The sequence below is a fragment of the Pseudomonas sp. DD1 genome (assembly GCF_044510355.1).
GTDB classification, from domain to species: domain Bacteria; phylum Pseudomonadota; class Gammaproteobacteria; order Pseudomonadales; family Pseudomonadaceae; genus Aquipseudomonas; species Aquipseudomonas shahriarae.
In genome coordinates this window covers 91,623-108,003 of the sequence record NZ_MSAJ01000039.1, presented here as the reverse complement: position 1 = coordinate 108,003, position 16,381 = coordinate 91,623, and the positions used below count along the sequence as shown (strand labels likewise).

Annotated in this window: 15 protein-coding genes; 5 read left to right on the top strand and 10 right to left on the bottom strand. The window is 62.1% G+C overall.

All coding sequences use genetic code 11. From position 1 onward, the window contains the following. Positions 1-91 precede the first annotated feature (91 nt). Positions 92-967, top strand: a complete 876-nt coding sequence (locus tag PSFL_RS26310; protein ID WP_273871691.1) for a helix-turn-helix domain-containing protein — start codon at positions 92-94, stop codon at positions 965-967. Between the two features lie 31 nt (positions 968-998). On the opposite strand, the gene dacB is transcribed toward PSFL_RS26310, so the two are convergent. From dacB to PSFL_RS26270, 8 genes are all read right to left on the bottom strand, one after another. Then, positions 999-2,453: a D-alanyl-D-alanine carboxypeptidase/D-alanyl-D-alanine-endopeptidase gene (dacB, locus tag PSFL_RS26305; protein ID WP_169960560.1), complete on the bottom strand. Its 1,455-nt coding sequence runs from the start codon at positions 2,451-2,453 to the stop codon at positions 999-1,001. 69 nt (positions 2,454-2,522) lie between these two features. Beyond that, complete coding sequence (locus PSFL_RS26300; protein WP_397470648.1) at positions 2,523-4,946, bottom strand: TonB-dependent siderophore receptor; 2,424 nt, start codon at positions 4,944-4,946, stop codon at positions 2,523-2,525. A gap of 110 nt (positions 4,947-5,056) precedes the next feature. Continuing rightward, the gene (gene ykgO / locus PSFL_RS26295; protein ID WP_020297337.1) at positions 5,057-5,206 is read right to left on the bottom strand and encodes a type B 50S ribosomal protein L36; all 150 of its coding nucleotides are present in this window, start codon (positions 5,204-5,206) and stop codon (positions 5,057-5,059) included. 102 nt (positions 5,207-5,308) lie between these two features. Then, positions 5,309-6,286: a FecR family protein gene (locus PSFL_RS26290; RefSeq protein ID WP_198830815.1), complete on the bottom strand. Its 978-nt coding sequence runs from the start codon at positions 6,284-6,286 to the stop codon at positions 5,309-5,311. Next, positions 6,283-6,861: an RNA polymerase sigma factor gene (locus PSFL_RS26285; protein WP_115127456.1), complete on the bottom strand. Its 579-nt coding sequence runs from the start codon at positions 6,859-6,861 to the stop codon at positions 6,283-6,285. The genes PSFL_RS26290 and PSFL_RS26285 overlap by 4 nt, the downstream gene beginning before the upstream one ends. 7 nt (positions 6,862-6,868) lie before the next feature. Continuing rightward, positions 6,869-7,195: a DUF3325 domain-containing protein gene (locus tag PSFL_RS26280; protein WP_169960563.1), complete on the bottom strand. Its 327-nt coding sequence runs from the start codon at positions 7,193-7,195 to the stop codon at positions 6,869-6,871. Beyond that, positions 7,195-8,769: a PepSY domain-containing protein gene (locus tag PSFL_RS26275; protein WP_057437855.1), complete on the bottom strand. Its 1,575-nt coding sequence runs from the start codon at positions 8,767-8,769 to the stop codon at positions 7,195-7,197. Before PSFL_RS26275 ends, PSFL_RS26280 begins: the two co-directional genes overlap by 1 nt. Beyond that, the gene (locus PSFL_RS26270; protein ID WP_057958346.1) at positions 8,766-9,068 is read right to left on the bottom strand and encodes a DUF3649 domain-containing protein; all 303 of its coding nucleotides are present in this window, start codon (positions 9,066-9,068) and stop codon (positions 8,766-8,768) included. Before PSFL_RS26270 ends, PSFL_RS26275 begins: the two co-directional genes overlap by 4 nt. Before the next feature lie 211 nt (positions 9,069-9,279). Between PSFL_RS26270 and PSFL_RS26265 the strand changes: the two genes are divergently transcribed. The 3 genes from PSFL_RS26265 (at position 9,280) to fecA (ending at position 13,145) form a co-directional block, all read left to right on the top strand. Then, on the top strand, positions 9,280-9,768 hold the full coding sequence (locus PSFL_RS26265; protein WP_057958345.1) for a sigma-70 family RNA polymerase sigma factor: 489 nt from the start codon (positions 9,280-9,282) through the stop codon (positions 9,766-9,768). After that, positions 9,765-10,709, top strand: coding sequence for a FecR domain-containing protein (locus tag PSFL_RS26260; protein WP_273871682.1), 945 nt, complete (start codon positions 9,765-9,767; stop codon positions 10,707-10,709). The genes PSFL_RS26265 and PSFL_RS26260 overlap by 4 nt, the downstream gene beginning before the upstream one ends. Positions 10,710-10,799: 90 nt before the next feature. Further along, entirely contained in the window at positions 10,800-13,145 is a 2,346-nt protein-coding gene (gene fecA, locus PSFL_RS26255; protein ID WP_397470647.1) for a TonB-dependent Fe(3+) dicitrate receptor FecA, read from the top strand. Positions 13,146-13,267: 122 nt separating this feature from the next. On the opposite strand, the gene PSFL_RS26250 is transcribed toward fecA, so the two are convergent. Together PSFL_RS26250 and PSFL_RS26245 are read right to left on the bottom strand one after the other, a co-directional pair. Continuing rightward, the gene (locus PSFL_RS26250) at positions 13,268-13,675 is read right to left on the bottom strand and encodes an HPF/RaiA family ribosome-associated protein (RefSeq protein WP_057437847.1); all 408 of its coding nucleotides are present in this window, start codon (positions 13,673-13,675) and stop codon (positions 13,268-13,270) included. A 212-nt stretch (positions 13,676-13,887) separates the two neighbouring features. Further along, entirely contained in the window at positions 13,888-14,835 is a 948-nt protein-coding gene (locus PSFL_RS26245; protein WP_057437845.1) for a LysR substrate-binding domain-containing protein, read from the bottom strand. Between the two features lie 138 nt (positions 14,836-14,973). On the opposite strand from PSFL_RS26245, the gene PSFL_RS26240 reads away from it, so the two are divergent. Then, entirely contained in the window at positions 14,974-16,350 is a 1,377-nt protein-coding gene (locus PSFL_RS26240; RefSeq protein WP_397470646.1) for an L-serine ammonia-lyase, read from the top strand. Positions 16,351-16,381 lie beyond the last annotated feature (31 nt).

The window sequence follows — 16,381 nt, the reverse complement described above, 5'->3', positions numbered from 1 at the left end:
TGGGCACTTGCAGATTCTTGCGCTTTTGTCGGGCCGAGGGATCACAGCGCCAGCCGCCGGGAGTAGGATGCAAGGCGTCGGAGAGAACCCCATGTCTGTACTGGAAAACCTGCAAGTCTTCAAAGCCCTGAACAGCTCGCCCAACGCTCGCCTGGAGCTGTCTGCCGAGCTTGGGGACGGCTTGTCTGCAGCTTTGTGGAGCAACCACCACGACGCCCAGGATTACCAGGCGCCCAGCCATCACACCTTGTCTTGCTATGTGGCCGGCGGCACCGGCACTTTCCGGCGCAACCAGCCCGACACCAAGGGCGGCCCCGACAAGCTGTGCATCCTGCCCGCCGAGCATCAGTCGGCCTGGGTGATCAATGGTGAAATCCGCCTGGCCCATGTGTACTTCAGCCCCGAGCAATTTGCCCTGGGTTGCGTCACCCTGCTGGACCGTGAACCCCGCGCCCTGCAACTGCGCGAAAGCACCTTTCTGGAAGACGAACAGCAAGCGCGACGTTTTCATCAACTGATCCGCCTCAATTGGCAGGAACCGGCAGAACGCTTGCTGACCAGCAGCCTGGCCTTTGAAATGCTCAACCATACCCTGCTCAGCCAGGTCGGCCTGCGTGAGGGGTTGCGACTCAAGGGCGGCCTGGCGGCGCACCAGCGCCGGCAGTTGGTGGAGTACATCGACCAGCAACTGGCCGAACCGATCAGCCTGGGGCAACTGGCGGGGCTGTGCGCCTTGTCGGAATACCACTTCGCGCGGATGTTTCGCACAAGCTTTGGCCTGCCGCCCCATCAATATGTACTGGCCCGCCGCCTGTCCCGGGCCCAGGCCCTGTTGCGCAGCGGCTCACTGCCGCTGGGGGAAATTGCCCTGGCGTGTGGGTTTTCCAGCGCCAGCCACTTTACCAACCGGTTTCGCCAGGCAATGGGAGCGACACCGGGGGAATACCGGCAGGCGTTCCAGCCCTAGAGGCCTTACACAAAACCAATGCGTGCGGGTTTCAATCGAGGCTTTGTGCCAGGACCACGGCCAGTCGATCTTCCAGCGCCTTGATCCGGCTCCCCTGCACCACATAGTTGTTGGTCAGCATCGAAAACACCAACCGCCGCCCACCCGCATCGGTGATGTAGCCCGTCAACGAAGACACCCCACCCATCGACCCCGTCTTGGCCTGCAGGTTGTTTTGCGCCGCTGTCCCGCGCAGGCGGTAACGCAGGCTGCCGCCGTCCAGCCGGTCCGGGTTGCCGGCGATGGGCAGTGCGTCGTACCAGGCGTTGAACCACGGCTGCTTGTTAATGGCCAGCAACAGGTCGGTGAAGTTCTGCGCCGACACCAGATTACGTCGCGACAAACCCGAGCCATCCACCTGGCTTAATGTTGCCGGGTCCAGGCCCTGGCGCTTGATAAAGTCGGCCACCGCCGCAACCCCGGCCGCCGCCGTGCCAGCATTCGCCTGCTGGCGCCCCATGGCCTTGAGCAGCGCTTCGGCCATGCTGTTATTGGACAGTTTGAGCAAGGGCCTGATCAGCTCCTGCAACGGTGCCGACTGGTGTGTTGCCAGGACAGTGGCGGTCGCCGGACTCACACCACCGATCACCCGCCGCCCCTGCACGCTGATCCCCTGCTCCGCCAAGGCCTGGGCAAACAGATTGGCCACCAGTTGCGTCGGCTCCCACACGCTGACCCATTGGCGGCTTTGCTTGCCCGGCGGTAACGCGCCGCTCAGGCGCAGCAGGTTGCTGCCATGCTGGCGATTGAGCCCATAGCTATTGCCTGGGCCGCTAACGGCCAGGTTGCTGAGCTGTACATAATCGGTGGGCGGACTCAGGGTGACATTCACCAACTGGCCGACCGTTGTGGGCGCCTTGGCCGTGACGATCAAGGTGCCCGCATCAAAATCAGCATTGGGTGACACGGTCAGCGCGGAAATCTGCGCGCCGTAATACTTGTCTTCGTCGTCATGGGCCCAATCCACACCCAAGCGCTCGGCGTCGAACCAGCTGTCATCGAACACCATATCGCCCTGGACCTGACGGATGCCCTGGGCGGCGAGGCTCGCCGCCAGCGCCTGGTAATCCGCCCACTGGATCGTCGGGTCACCCAGCCCCCGCAGGTACAGGTTGCCCAGCAGGCGCGTGCCCTGTTGGCTGCCATTGCTCAACAACTGCGTAGAAAACCGATACTGCGGGCCCAGTACATCCATGGCCGCCGCAGTGGTCAGCAGTTTCAGGCTGGAGGCCGGCACCAGCCGCGTGCGTGGGTTGTGCTGGTACAGCGTGTTGCCGCTGCGAGCATCACGCACCATCAGCGAAACACTGGCACCCGCCAAGGCAGGATCAGCCAACAATTGGTCCAGCGCCTGTTCGCCGGTTTTCGAAGGCGTGGCACAGCCACCCAATAACAGGCTCACGCCCACCAGCATGGCGCTGGTGTGTATCCATCGTCCCAACTGCATCAAACCGTCCCGGCAATCATCAAAGAGCGCAACGCTAGCAGCTCAGGCCGCCAGCGTCATCGCCGACGGTCAGAACTCCAGGGTACTGGACAACGACACCTGGCGCGCATCGCCCATGGACACAAACAAGCGGCTGACAGCCGAGGTGTAGTAGGTACGGTCAAACAGGTTCTTCACATTGAGCTGGAACTTGACCTTCTGCCCGTCGACCTTGGTGTCATAGGTGGCAAACGCATCGGCCACGGTGTAGCCCGGCAGGTCGAAGCTGTTGAGGGCATCGCCAGCCCGCTCGCCCACATAACGCGCACCGGCACCGACGCGCAGTTGGTCGCCGCCGACGATAGTGCCGAAGTCGTACACGGCTGAAACAGAGCCGGAGTTTTTCGCCACGTTCTGCAGGCCCTTGCCTTTGTAGGTCGGGTCTTCGGTGACCTCGGCATCGGTGTAGGCATAACTGCCGATCAGGCTCCACTGGTCGGTCAACTGCCCACTCAGGTCCATTTCCAGGCCACGGGAGCGCACCTTGCCGGCGACGCTGTAGATCGAGGTCGCGCCCTCGGTGATCGACACCAGCACGTTGCGTTTTTGGATATCAAACAAGGCCACGTTAGCGGTAATACGCCCCGGCATATCGAGCTTGGCCCCCAGCTCCCAGGATTTGGACTGTTCCGGGGCGATGCTGCCGTCGATCACCATCTTGTTGTCCAGCGGCGCAATGGTGGAGTTGGGTTTGAACGATTCGGTGTAGCTGCCATAGAACGACAGCTCATCGGTGTAGCGATACACCAGGCCGGCACGAGGCACCCACTTCTGGCCGTTGCTGTTGGTGTTGGCCGTGAACGGGCGGCCCTTGCCGGCGTATTGGTCGTATGCCTGGAAGCGCGCACCACCGACCAGGATCCACTGGTCGGTGAGGTGAATGGCGTCCTGGAAAAACACCGAATCGCTGCGCAGCAGGTCGGTCTGGTTGCTGTCCGGCGCGCTGACATTGGTGCCCGCCACTTCGCGGCCGTACACCGGGTCGTTGTAGTTGAACACGCTGCGGCTGGCCTGGCGGATCAGGTCGGCGCGGTAGATTTTGCGGTACTCGTCATCCAGGCCGAATACCAGGTCATGGCGCATGCCGGCCACGTCCACCTTGCCTTCAAGGCTCACAGTGGTGAAGCGGTCGGTGGTCAACGCGCCCTGGGTGCCGTCCATGTTGCGCGTCAAAGTGCCATTGGCATTGACCTTAGTCACACGCACCTGGCTGGCGTCGTAGGTTTCGCGGTTCCAGCTGTAGCCGAAGTGGGCCGTCCAGTCGTCGTTCAGGTCGTGGTCGACTTGGACGCGATACAGGTCCGAGCGGCCTTCCATATTATTGAAGGGCTCATCCAGGCGGCGCGTGGCGGGGATGTCCAGCGGGTGATTGGTCTTGGGGTCGATGGCCGTGCCACGGTCGAACGGTGAGAGAAATTCGCGGTGCTCGTAGGCCAGCAGCACCTGGGTCGTGTCGCCGTACCAGGCCAGGGACGGCGCGATCAGGCTTTCGCGATAGGTGCCGAAGTTGCGCCAGTAGTCCTCATCCTGATGGTCGACGATCAAGCGGTAAGCCAGGCCGCTGTCGCCCAACGGGCCGGTGGTGTCGAGGTTGCCGCCGCTGCCGTTCTTGCCGCTGCCATAGGTCGAGCCACGCACGGTCAAGGCGGTGGATTGGGTCAGTTCGGGTTTCTTGCTGACAATGTTGATCACCCCGCCCGGGTCCTGGATGCCATATAGCAACGACGCCGGGCCCTTGAGCACTTCGACGCGCTCGGCGGTTTCGTTCAGCGCCCGGCCTTGCACCACGGGCATGCCGTCGCGCATGACCGAGCCATTGCGGTTGTCGCCAAAGCCACGCAGCATCACCGCATCCTGGGTGCTGCCCAAGGTGTTGGTCTGGGTGATGCCGCTGATGTTGGCCAAGGCATCATCGAGGTTGCGCGGCACCTGGTCGCGCATCACCTGGGCCGGCACCATGTTCACGGTTTGCGGGGTTTCCAGCAGCAAGCCCTGGGAGCGCATCACCGAGCTGGTGGGCGGTGGCTGGTAGCTGGTGGTTTGCTGCTGGTTGACACCGCTGATGGTGGTGGCGCCGAGGTTGACCGCGCCTTCGCTAGGCAGCGGTTCCAGGGCCAGGGTGCGGGCGTCGATCTGGCGGAAGGTCAAGCCGGAGTTGCCCAGCAGGCGCTGCAGAGCCTGGGCGGCACTCATCTGCCCACTGACGGCCGGGGCGTTGAGGGTGTAGGGGGCTTCGTCGGTGTAGACCACGCTGATGCCGGTCACCCGGCTGAAATCGCTCAGGGCCTGGGGCAACGGCTTGGCCGGCAGCGCAAAGCTGAAGACTGCGCTCTGCTCCTGCGCCGCTTGCGCCAGGTTCAGGGGTTGTAATGCCAGGCCTGAAGCGGCCAGAAGGGAGGCTCCCAGCCACTGTTTAACCGAACCGCCTACCGCCGATTTTGCCCTGGACTTCATGCTTGAGAACCCGTGTAGAAAACGCTGTTAATGCGAATTGATCGCAGTTTCAAGCACTACACGGATGGCGTGGGGGTTTACCTCAGGTGAAATTGAAAATAATTTCAACATCAGCCTTTATTCTTGTTTTTCGCCCCGCCCTGCCGGGCCTTGAAGCGTGGGTTGGATTTGCAGATCACATAGATCCGCCCCCGGCGCTTGACGATCTGGCAGTCGCGATGACGGTTCTTGGCTTCTTTGAGGGAGGACAGGACTTTCATAGGGTGGCTCCTTTGCATGAATGTAATAACATATCATAAATGCAAATAAGAATAATTATCAACTTTCTCTTCAGGCGCTCACTATTTCTGTGGGGCTGGTTTTTAGCGGACCACGATCAACCGCCCCAACACACTGTGCTGCTCAAAGCCCAGCACCGCTTGCAATGCCTTGAGCACCGCCTCGGGGTCTTTGCTCGGAAAGCTGCCGCTGACCCGGCGGGCGCCGAGTTCGTCATTGAGCAGCAGGATGCGGCCGGGGTAGTAACGGCCCAGGTCCTTGACCACATCGGCCAGCGGGGTCTTGTAGTAGTTGAGCCAGCCATCACGCCAGCCCAGGCGCGATTCACTGTCCACCGCATGCCGCTCATCAGCCACACCCTCGGCGTAGGCCACTTGCTGGCCGGCCGTCAGTATTTGCTGAGGACCCTGGGCCGACGGCGTAACCCCTACCCGCCCCGACAGCACCGTCACCTGGGCGCCCGCTGGTTGCAGGCGCACTTCAAATTGGGTGCCCAGCACCCGCACTTCGCCGCTGTCGGCGTGCACCACAAAGGCTTGCCCGGTGTGGGCCACGCTGAAAAAACCGGCACCGCGACGCAATTGGATATGCCGCTCACCGTGACTGAAATCCACGGCAATCGCGCTGTCGGCATCCAGGGTGACTTGGCTTTGATCAGCCAGGGTCACGGTTTTGACTTCACCCGGCGCACTGACGTAATCGGCGCCCAGGTCATCGACCCAGCGCTGCGGCTGCCACCCCGCGCCCAGCGACACCATCAGCACCAGGCACGCCGCCACTGCCAGCGCTGCAGACCAGCGGCGCATGCGGGAGCCTTTCGCACCGTCCATGGCCTTGAGGTAACGCTGCAAGGCCAACGCGTCTTCGTCAGCCAGAGTGCTCGCCGGGACTTCGCTCAGTTCCCACAGCACCTGGGCCTGGGCATACGCCTCGACATGGGCCGGGTCGGCGCGCAACCAGTGGCTGAAGGTAGCCTGGTCGCCACTGCTCGGCGCATCGTGCAGCAGGCTGAGCCAGGCCAGGGCGGCCTGTTCCTGGGCGGGTGTCGGGGTGACGTTCACGGTGCTTTCCCTGGCGAGCGTGGCGGATGGGCTTGCCGAAGGCTGGCTTTGCAGGCCTCGAGGGCGCGCATCATATGTTTTTCCACGGCACTTTGGGACAGGCCCATGGCCTTGGCGATTTCTGCGTATTTGCGCCCGTGGATGCGGTTGAGCAAAAAGATCTGCCGCGTACGCTCCGGCAAGCTGCGCAGCGCCGCTTCGACATGGCGCAGATCGTTGCCCGCTTCCAGCGCGGCCTGGGGCTCGGAGCTGTGATGGTCGTGCTGCTCCGGCATCCAGCCTTCAGTGCCGCGCACCCGCGCGTTTTCGCTGCGCAGGTGGTCGATGGCGATATTGCCGGCGCAGCGCAGCAGGTAGGTGCTGAGTTCTTCGACCTGCACCAGGGGCCGGCGCCAGAAACGCAGAAACAGGTCCTGTACCAGGTCCGCTGCCGTCGCCCGGCAGCCTACGCGGCGACTGACCAACGCCTCCATCTGTGAACGCTGGGACAAAAATACCTGCAGGAAATGTGCGCGCCCGCCCGACGCTTCTGCGTGGGGCTGATCCTGGGACTCGGGCGGCGTGGCGATCATCAAAAGGCGCTCAGAGGGTCGCGAAAGCCGCAACGGGGCTGACCAGCAGGCCGACGCCCGCGAGAACCAGGGCCAGCCTTGGCCGATACGGCAACAGCAGCACCAGCAACAGCCCGCTGAGCATCAGTACCGCGCACCAGTCCACCAGGCCCCGGCTCCAGCCGGCCATGTGTACCGCCGGCCAGATCGACAGCCCCAGCAACAACCAACCGCCCACGCGCAACCCCAGGCGCCGTCGTGGCGAAGGTTTGCTGTGCAGCAACTCGCCATGGTGACGGTCCTGGGACAGGCACAGTGCAACAAAGCCCGCATAGCACAGCAACAAGGCCAGCAACATCAGTGCACCTCGCTTTTGAGGGTCAGTGGGCGGGCGCGCTCGGCCCGGGGCTGGGCGGCGCTGCGGTGCTGCATTTTCCAGGCAGCCCAGGCCAGGAACAGGCCGCTGCCCAGGCAGGTCAGGTCAAAGCCGGCCATGGCCCAATCACCCTTGGCCACTGACACGCCCAGATGCTCGGAGGTGGTCAGCGCATTGAGCAGCGGCACCGCCATAAACAGCACGGCGCCCAGGCCCAATTGCTCGATCCAGGCACGGCGGCCACGGCGCAACATGGCATGGAGCAGGGTCAGGCCCCAGGCGATAAAGAAGCTCTGCACCTCCCAGTCCGAGCGTTCGGCGAAGCTCACAGGCAGCAGGCGATTGGCCCAGAAAAACGCGGCAATGGCGATGACCAGCCCGGACATGCTGGCAATGTTCAGCACTTCCACCAGGCGCAACTCAAACGGCATCACCCCGGTCTTTACATGCTTGAGCTGACGCTTGCCCAGCCAGATCACCAGGCCGGTGCCAATCATCGCCGTGCCCGCCAAGCCGCAGATAAAGTACAACCAGCGCAGCAGCGGGCCGGCGAAGTGCCCCATGTGCAGGCCATAGAAGCTGCCGCTGATCGCCTTCGGCAGCGACTGTTCGGCACTCACCCGCAGCAGTTCGCCGGTGGAGCCATTAAAGGACACGGTACTGCCGAAATCATGCACCACCCGGTCAGAACCGGCGCGGGAGACATTGACTGCGGCATTCACATCGCCAGGGTTGTTCACCGCCAGCCGCCCCACGTGCCCACCGTCCCACTGCGCCCGTGCCTGTTCTACCAGCGGCGCCAAGGGCAGCAGCTTGCCCGGCTGGCCGAGGGCCGGTGCGTTGTTGGTGGAAGGGAACAATTCATTGAAGAAGGCGCGGGTGTCGCCGTCATAGGACGCAAGGATGCTGGCGGGCATGACCATGGTCATGAAAATCACCAGGCTGCTGTAGGTGATCATCAGGTGGAACGGCAACACCAGCACGCCCACCGCGTTGTGCCCATCGAGCCAGGAGCGCTGGCCCTTGCGCGGGCGGAAGGTGAAGAAGTCCTTGAAGATTTTCTTGTGGGTGATGATCCCGGTGATCAGCGCGACGAACATCACCATCGCCGCAATGGTCGACAACCAGCGACCCCACGGGTGAGGCATCTGCAACTGGAAGTGGAACCGATAGAAGAACTCGCCGCCCATGGTTTCCCGGGCCTGGAGTTGCTCGCCGGAGACCGGGTCGAGCATTTTCTCAATGAAATTGCCGCGCCGGCCAGGGTCGACCTTGTCTTGCCACATCACCGACAAACCGGGGTCGCGGCTGTTGGGCAGGCCGATAAACCAACGCGCCGCCGTGGGGGCGTGCTGTTCCAGATAGCTTTGCGCCACGGCCACACTGCGCGCATCGTCCACCGCATGGGCGGGCACTTCGGGCTGCATCCAGTGGGTGATTTCGCCCTTGAAGTAAGCCAGGGTGCCGGTGAGGAAAATCGCGAACAGCAACCAGCCGAAAATCAACCCGGCCCAGGTGTGCAACCAGGCCATGGCCTGACGGAAACCCTCTTTCATGGGCGCGCCATCCAATAGGCCAGGCCTGCCAGGGTGGCCAGTATCGCGCAGGGCACCAGCACGCCAAACCAGGCGCGGGCGGCACTGCGGCAGGCAAAACACCAGATCACCGCCAGCAGGTAGAACACAAAGGAACTGAGCATGCCGCTGACCACCGCATCGGCGCGGGAGATTGGCAGCCACAAGGTCAGGCACACGCTGGCCAGGGACGCCAGCACATAGCCACCGACCACAGCCGCCAGCAGCCGCGACGTCACGCCAAGACGATAGGAAACAGGAAGTGATGCTTTGCTTTTCATGCCAGTGGCACCTGGTTTATCAGGGGCGGGAGTTTAATGATAATTATTCTTATAAGCAAAAGAGAACAGATGAAGCGAACACCCACAGGGTCTTGTGGCGGCTTTAAAGCGGCTATCGGTCCTGTGCTGATTGCCGAATGCCACCTGGCCACTCTACAATGCGAACAATTCTCGTTATCTAAAGCATGCAGATGCTGCCGGAGTGTTCGCGTTGCGGCCGTCCAATACCGTCGAAGTCCTGTATCACGACCATCACCACTGGCTGACCGGCTGGTTGCGACGCAAGCTCGGCTGCCCGCACAGCGCCGCCGACCTGGCCCAGGACACGTTTATCCGGGTGTTGAGCGCCCGCGAAACCCCGACGCTGATCGAGCCCCGCGCCTTCCTCACCACCATCGCCAAGCGCGTGCTGTTCAACCACTACCGCCGCCAGGACCTGGAGCGCGCCTACCTCGACGCCCTGGCGCAAATGCCTGAACTTGCTGCACCATCGGAAGAAGCGCGGGCGATCATCCTGCAAACCCTGATGGAGCTGGACCAGTTGCTCGACGGTTTGCCCGTACTGGTCAAACGCGCCTTCCTGCTGGCCCAGCTCGATGGCCTGACCTACGCGCAAATCGCTGCCGAACTGGGGATTTCCATCGCCACCGTCAAACGTCATCTGAACAAAGCGGCCATGCGCTGCTATTTCGCCCTATGAACCCCACCACACACTTCTCGACCCAGGTCGCCGAACAGGCGGTGCAATGGCTGATGCAAATGCAGCAAGGCCCGCTCAACCCGCGCCAACAGGCCAAATGGCAACACTGGCTGGAGGCCCACAGCGAGCATCAACGGGCGTGGGAGCATATTCAGCGGGTCAACCAACGCCTGCGCGGCATGCCCTCGCCCCTGGCCCATGCGGCGTTGAACGCACCGCAATCCAGCAGCCGGCGCCAGGCCCTGAAACTGCTGCTGATCCTCGGCGTCTGCTCGGCGGCTACGTGGGGCTTGCGCCAGCAGCACTTGATCCCGCCGCTGACCGCCGACTACCGCAGCCCCCTCGGCCAGCGCCGCAAGGTACAACTGGCCGACGGCAGCCAGCTGCAACTCAATACTGCCAGTGCGGTGGATGTGCAATTCGATGGCCCACAGCGCCTGATCCGCCTGCTCGAAGGCGAGATATTGCTGCGCACCAGCACCCCGTTGCAGATCATCACCGGCCAGGGCGTCGTCAGCACCCAGGCGGCACAGGTGAATGTGCGTCAGTTCAACGATCACACCCAGATCGCGGTGCTGGATGGCCAGGTGGAGATTGCACCCAGGTCCTACAGCGGCCTGCCCCTGCCCTTGGAAAAATCCCACCAGGTCAACCTCACCCGCAAAGGTTGGGATACCCCGCGCCTCACCGATGCCAACACGGGTGCCTGGGCCGACGGCATGCTGGTGGCATCGCACATGCGCCTGGCAGATTTCCTCGAGGAACTGAGCCGTTATCGCCGCGGCCAATTGCAGTGTGATCCGCAGGTGGCCAACCTGCTGATCTCCGGCAGCTACCCGCTGGACGACAGCGAGCGCATCCTCGACCTGCTGCAAATCAGCCTGCCGGTCAAAGTGCGGCGGTTTACCCGCTATTGGGTCAGCGTCGAAGCCCGCGCCTGAATTATTTTCGGCACCCGTGAGCCGTTTTCCGTACCTCGCGTGACAGAGAGGGAAAGCCACCCTGTTTCCCACCTCTGAGGAACGTTCTTCATGCCCCAGCAACCGACTTGCCTGACGCCACTTGCCCGTACGCTGCGCCACTTGCTGCTGGGCGCCAGCCTCAGTTTCAGCGCCTTGCCTTACGCCCTCGCGGCCGAGGTCAAGCCTTATCACATCGCCCCGGCGTCCCTGGAAGCGGCATTGAATCAATTTGGGCGTGAGGCTGGCGTGCTGATTTCGTTTGGCTCCGAAGTGACTGCCGGCGCGCAAAGCCAGGGCCTGCAGGGCAACTACACCACCGAGCAAGGTTTGAACGCATTGCTCAAGGGCACCGGCCTGCAAGCCCGCGCCGAAGGTGACAATGCCTATAGCCTGCAACCCCTGAACGCGCCGGCCCCCCTGGAGCTGGGCACCTCCAATGTGGTGGGCGACTGGCTCGGCGATGCGGCGCAGATCAATGTCTTCGAACACCCCGGCGCCCGTGATGTGATCCGTCGTGAAGAATTCGAGCGCCAGGGCGCAACCCAGGCCCGTGACGTGCTCAACCGTATTCCCGGGGTCAACGCGCCGGAAAACAACGGCACCGGCAGCCACGACATGGCGCTGAACTTCGGCATTCGCGGGCTCAACCCGCGCCTGGCGTCGCGCTCGACGGTATTGATGGACGGCATTCCGGTGCCTTTCGCGCCGTATGGCCAGCCGCAGCTGTCGTTCGCGCCCATCAGCATGGGCAACATGGATGCCGTGGACGTGGTGCGCGGCGGTGGCGCGGTACGCTACGGGCCGCAGAACGTCGGCGGTGTGGTCAACTTCGTGACTCGGGCAATTCCCGATGCACCGACGGTCAAGGGCGGCCTGCAGACCGAGACCAGCCCGTCTTCCAGCCACGATGGCTTCAAGACCACCGGCAACCTGCTGGCCGGCGGCACCGCCGACAATGGCCTGGGCGGCGCGCTGCTGTATTCCGGCACCCGCGGCGGTGACTGGCGTGAACACAGTGACACCCAAATCGACGACCTGATCCTCAAGGGCCACTACTCGTTGGACGAAGCCAACAGCTTCAATGCCATGGCCCAGTACTACGAGGGTCAGGCCGATATGCCCGGTGGCTTGAGCACGGCGGCCTACAAGGCCGACCCGTATCAATCCACCCGGCCCTACGACAAGTTCTGGGGCCGCCGTACGATGTTCAACGTAGGCTATCGCTACCAGGAAGATCGCCGGGAATTCACCGTCAACAGCTTCTTTACCAAGACCTTGCGCAGCGGTTATCTGGACCAGGGCAGCTTCCTTTCGCTGTCGCCGCGCGAATACTGGGTACGCGGCCTGGAAACCCGCCTGGCCCAAGGCTTCGACCTCGGCCCGAGCAGCCACGAGGTGGGCGTGGGCTACCGCTACATCAACGAGGCCGGGCATGAATTGCGCTACCGCACGCCGATCAGCGCCAACCAGCAACTGCCCAACACCGACAGCCGCAACGACCGCGACACCCGAGGTGGCACCGAAGCCAACGCGTTCTTTATCGACGACCGGATCGATATCGGCAAATGGACCGTGACCCCGGGCATCCGCTACGAGATGATCAAGTCCCAGCAGACCAACAACCTGACCGACGTCAAATACAAGGGTGACTACAACACCGCCCTGCCGGCGTTGAACGTGCTGTATCACCTGACCGACGACTGGAACCTGTACGCCAACACCGAAGGTTCCTTCGGCAGCGTGCAGTACAGCCAGATGCCCAACCGTGTGAGCAGCGGTGCGGTCAAGCCAGAAAAGGCCCGCACCTGGGAAGTCGGCACGCGCTACGACAATGGCGCGCTGCGCGCAGAAATCGGCGCGTTCCTGATCAACTTCGACAACCAGTACGAAAGCAACCAGACCAACGACTCGGTGATCGCCCGGGGCGAAACGCGGCACCAGGGTATCGAGTCCAGCGTCAATTACGCCCTCGACGGCTTGAGCCCGGCGCTGGCTGGCTTTGATGTGTACGCCAGCTACGCCTATGTCGATGCAACCATCCGCGAAGACGGCCCGAACAAAGGCAACCGCGTGCCCTTCTCGTCCAAGCACAAAGGCACCCTGGGCGTGGGCTACACCGAAGGCCAATGGAAGTTGAACCTGGACAGCACCTACCAAAGCAGCCAATTCGCCGATAACGCCAACACCCAGGCCGAAAGCGTGGATGGCAGCAACGGGCGCATCCCCGGCTACATGCTGTTCAGCAGCCGCGCGGCATACGACTTCGGCCCGCAGTTGTCGGATCTGAATGTGGCGGTGGGGGTGAAAAACATCTTCAACACCCAGTACTTCACCCGTTCGTTTGACGATAACAACAAAGGCAAATACGTGGGAGAACCGCGCACCGTGTATGTGCAGACCTCAGTCGCGTTCTGACGGGCCGGCAAAGATCCTGAATACACTGCTGGCCAGCTCCGACATTTGATACCTATCAGCCACAAAAAAACGGGCCTGCATCTGCAGGCCCGTTTTTTATGGGGTTGAAAAACAGTCAGCAATCAGCTGTTAAGCGCAGCCTGTTCGTTTTCCAGGAATTCCTCTTCAAGCCCGGCTTCATCGACTTGGTTGTTGGGCGTGCGTTTCTCTGCACGCGGCTTGCCTTGCAGTCTGCCGAACAGATGCTCCAGCGCGTTATCCAGCTTGGTGGCCGCCCCGTCGATCGCTTGTTCCAGGGTGTCGGCTTTATGGATGACCGAAATCGGTTGATGGCCCTTTGGCCGCGCTTCCAGGCGGCAACTCAAATCATGGGGGCCCGGCTTGTCGCCGTTCTCATCCCGCAGGTAGACCTCGACGCGGGTCAGGTCTTCTTCATAACGTTCGAGCGTGCTCTCAATGGTAGTACGTACCCACTCCTCCAGTCGGATGCTGCTTTCAATATGGTTGTCGCTGTTGACTTGGATTTGCATAGTGTTTCCCTTATTTCAGCTAGCTCGCCAGAGATCACAACTGCAACACCGATGCGGTGAAACCATGACCTCTTAACTACACAATTGAGCACCTGAAGGAACAATTCAACCCCTATGCAAAGATAAATCCTACATTACAAATTAAGCCTGACAGCCGCTCAAAGCGCTGTTATCGTCGGGAGTTGGGTATCCCCACCTACCTGCGTAATTCCTCACAATTGACCCTCTCCCAAGGGGTGCAATCCGCGAAAAATCCCCGCCTCTTCCACCAGCCAGTCATGCACCGCACGTACGCCGGGATGGTTCAGTGCGCCTGGCGCATACAGCAGCACGTAGCGCTTGTGATTCGGTACCGCAAGGCCGAATGGCACGATCAGGGTGCCGCGCTCCAATTCGTCATTGAGCAGGGTGCGCCGGGCAATCGCCACGCCCATGCCGGCAATCGCCGCCTCGATGGTCAGGTGGTTGCGGTTAAAGGTGTGCCCACGTCGCACGTCGGCGTCGGGATAGCCGATCGCATTCAGGTAAAACTCCCACTCGGCGTATTCATAACTCCCACGCCAGGCAGTGATGTCGTGCAACAGCGGGAAGTGGGCCAGGTCGGCCGGACCGTGCAACGGCGGCCGCCCGCGCAACAGGCTTGGCGCGCACACCGGAAATATCTGCTCGTCGAGCAAGGCTGTGGATAACAAACCGGGATAACTGCCGTCGTTGAGGTCGATGGCCAGGTCAAAGTCGCCTTCGTGCAAGGCAATGCTGCTGTCCTCGGCCACCAACCGTAACTGGATATCCGGGAAACGCTGCTGCAAACGCGGCAAACGCGGCGTCAACCATTTGCCCAGAAAGGACGGAATCGAGCGCAGCCGCAGGGTGCCACTGATCATCCCCGCATCCAGGCGCTGCAACTCGGCATCAATGCTGCCGTAGGCCTCGCTTACCGTGGTCGCCAGCCGCTGCCCTTCGGCACTCAACTCCACGCCACGCGCCCGGCGATGGAACAGGCGAAAGCCCAGACGCTCCTCCAATTGGCGAATCTGCTGGCTGACCGCCCCAGGGGTGATGTGCAGTTCTTCGGCGCAACGGGTAAAGGATAAATGCCGTGCAGCGCAGGCAAATACGTGCAACCAGACATAGGTCTGGGCATGCAGGGGGCGAGCCATAGAGTTTAGTCCTGCTAAAGGGTGTCTTAGGATAATTCGTTGGTCAGTGCCGATCTAGAGGCTCAGTATCGCGCCTCTTCCGCTTGTCCTACAAAACATGGCAGCGATTTCCTACTCCATAGCTTGTAAGGCTTTAGCATGGCTATCAGCGTTTTTGATCTATTCAAGGTGGGCATCGGCCCATCCAGCTCCCATACCGTGGGCCCTATGCGGGCTGCGGCAACCTTCGCCCAGTCCCTCACCAACCAACAATGGCTGGAGCACACCCAACGCGTGGAAGTGCGCCTGTACGGCTCGCTGTCTGCCACCGGCGTGGGCCACGCCACCGATCGCGCGTGTGTGATGGGGTTGATGGGCGAATGGCCAGATCGGGTTGACCCCACCTCGATCGGGCCGCGAATCCAGCAGTTGCGCGAATCCTCCAGGTTAATGCTTGCAGGCCAAAAAGAAATTGCCTTCAACTGGCAGCACGATCTCCTGTTGCTGGAAGAAAGCCTGCCCTACCACCCCAACGCCATGTCCCTGCATGCCTACGGGGCAGACGGCCTGTTGAGCGAACAGACCTACTACTCGGTGGGCGGCGGTTTCATCATCGAGGCGGCCGAGGCCGAGTCGGGTATTGCTCCCACCAGCGATGTAGAACTGCCCTACGACTTTTCCAGCGCCGTCGAACTGCTGGCCCTGTGCAACAAGCATGGCCTGCGTGTCTCTGAATTGATGATGGCCAACGAACGCGCCTGGCGTAGCGATGAAGAAATCCGTAGTGGCCTGCTGCATATCTGGTCGGTAATGCGCGAGTGCGTCGAGCAAGGCCTGCGTGATGAAGGCATCTTGCCCGGCGGCCTGGATGTGCCGCGCCGCGCCGCAAAACTGCACCGCAGCCTGCTGGAAATCGGCAAACCGAATGTGATCACCTCGACCTTGTCGGCCATGGAGTGGGTCAACCTGTTCGCCCTCGCCGTCAACGAAGAAAACGCCGCCGGTGGGCGCATGGTCACCGCACCGACCAATGGTGCAGCCGGGATCATTCCGGCAGTGCTGCACTACTACATGAAGTTCAATGCTGACGCGTCCGACGATGATGTAGTCAACTTCTTCCTGGCCGCAGCCGCCGTCGGCATCCTGTGCAAGAAAAACGCCTCGATCTCCGGCGCTGAAGTCGGCTGCCAGGGCGAAGTCGGTTCGGCCTGCGCCATGGCCGCCGCGGGCCTGGCGGATATTCTCGGCGCCACCCCCGAGCAACTGGAAAACGCCGCCGAAATTGGCCTGGAGCACAACCTCGGCCTGACCTGCGACCCCGTCGGCGGTCTGGTCCAGGTACCCTGCATCGAGCGCAACGCCATCGCCGCCGTCAAAGCGATCAACGCCACGCAAATGGCCCTGCGCGGCGACGGTAAGCACTTCATTTCCCTCGACCGGGTGATCCGCACCATGCGCGATACCGGCGCCGATATGCATGACAAATATAAAGAAACTTCACGGGGCGGCCTGGCGGTCAGCTGGGTGGAGTGCTGAGGAGCACTGCTACCTGCCCCCTACGTGAGCC

Coding starts and splice junctions, on each gene's coding strand:
- dacB (WP_169960560.1), bottom strand. CDS start 2,453: ATGCAGTTGGGACGATGGATACACACCAGCGCCATGCTGGTGGGCGTG.
- PSFL_RS26250 (WP_057437847.1), bottom strand. CDS start 13,675: ATGCAAATCCAAGTCAACAGCGACAACCATATTGAAAGCAGCATCCGA.
- PSFL_RS26240 (WP_397470646.1), top strand. CDS start 14,974: ATGGCTATCAGCGTTTTTGATCTATTCAAGGTGGGCATCGGCCCATCC.
- PSFL_RS26260 (WP_273871682.1), top strand. CDS start 9,765: ATGAACCCCACCACACACTTCTCGACCCAGGTCGCCGAACAGGCGGTG.
- PSFL_RS26270 (WP_057958346.1), bottom strand. CDS start 9,068: ATGAAAAGCAAAGCATCACTTCCTGTTTCCTATCGTCTTGGCGTGACG.
- PSFL_RS26280 (WP_169960563.1), bottom strand. CDS start 7,195: ATGTTGCTGGCCTTGTTGCTGTGCTATGCGGGCTTTGTTGCACTGTGC.
- fecA (WP_397470647.1), top strand. CDS start 10,800: ATGCCCCAGCAACCGACTTGCCTGACGCCACTTGCCCGTACGCTGCGC.
- PSFL_RS26245 (WP_057437845.1), bottom strand. CDS start 14,835: ATGGCTCGCCCCCTGCATGCCCAGACCTATGTCTGGTTGCACGTATTT.
- PSFL_RS26275 (WP_057437855.1), bottom strand. CDS start 8,769: ATGAAAGAGGGTTTCCGTCAGGCCATGGCCTGGTTGCACACCTGGGCC.
- ykgO (WP_020297337.1), bottom strand. CDS start 5,206: ATGAAAGTCCTGTCCTCCCTCAAAGAAGCCAAGAACCGTCATCGCGAC.
- PSFL_RS26310 (WP_273871691.1), top strand. CDS start 92: ATGTCTGTACTGGAAAACCTGCAAGTCTTCAAAGCCCTGAACAGCTCG.
- PSFL_RS26300 (WP_397470648.1), bottom strand. CDS start 4,946: ATGAAGTCCAGGGCAAAATCGGCGGTAGGCGGTTCGGTTAAACAGTGG.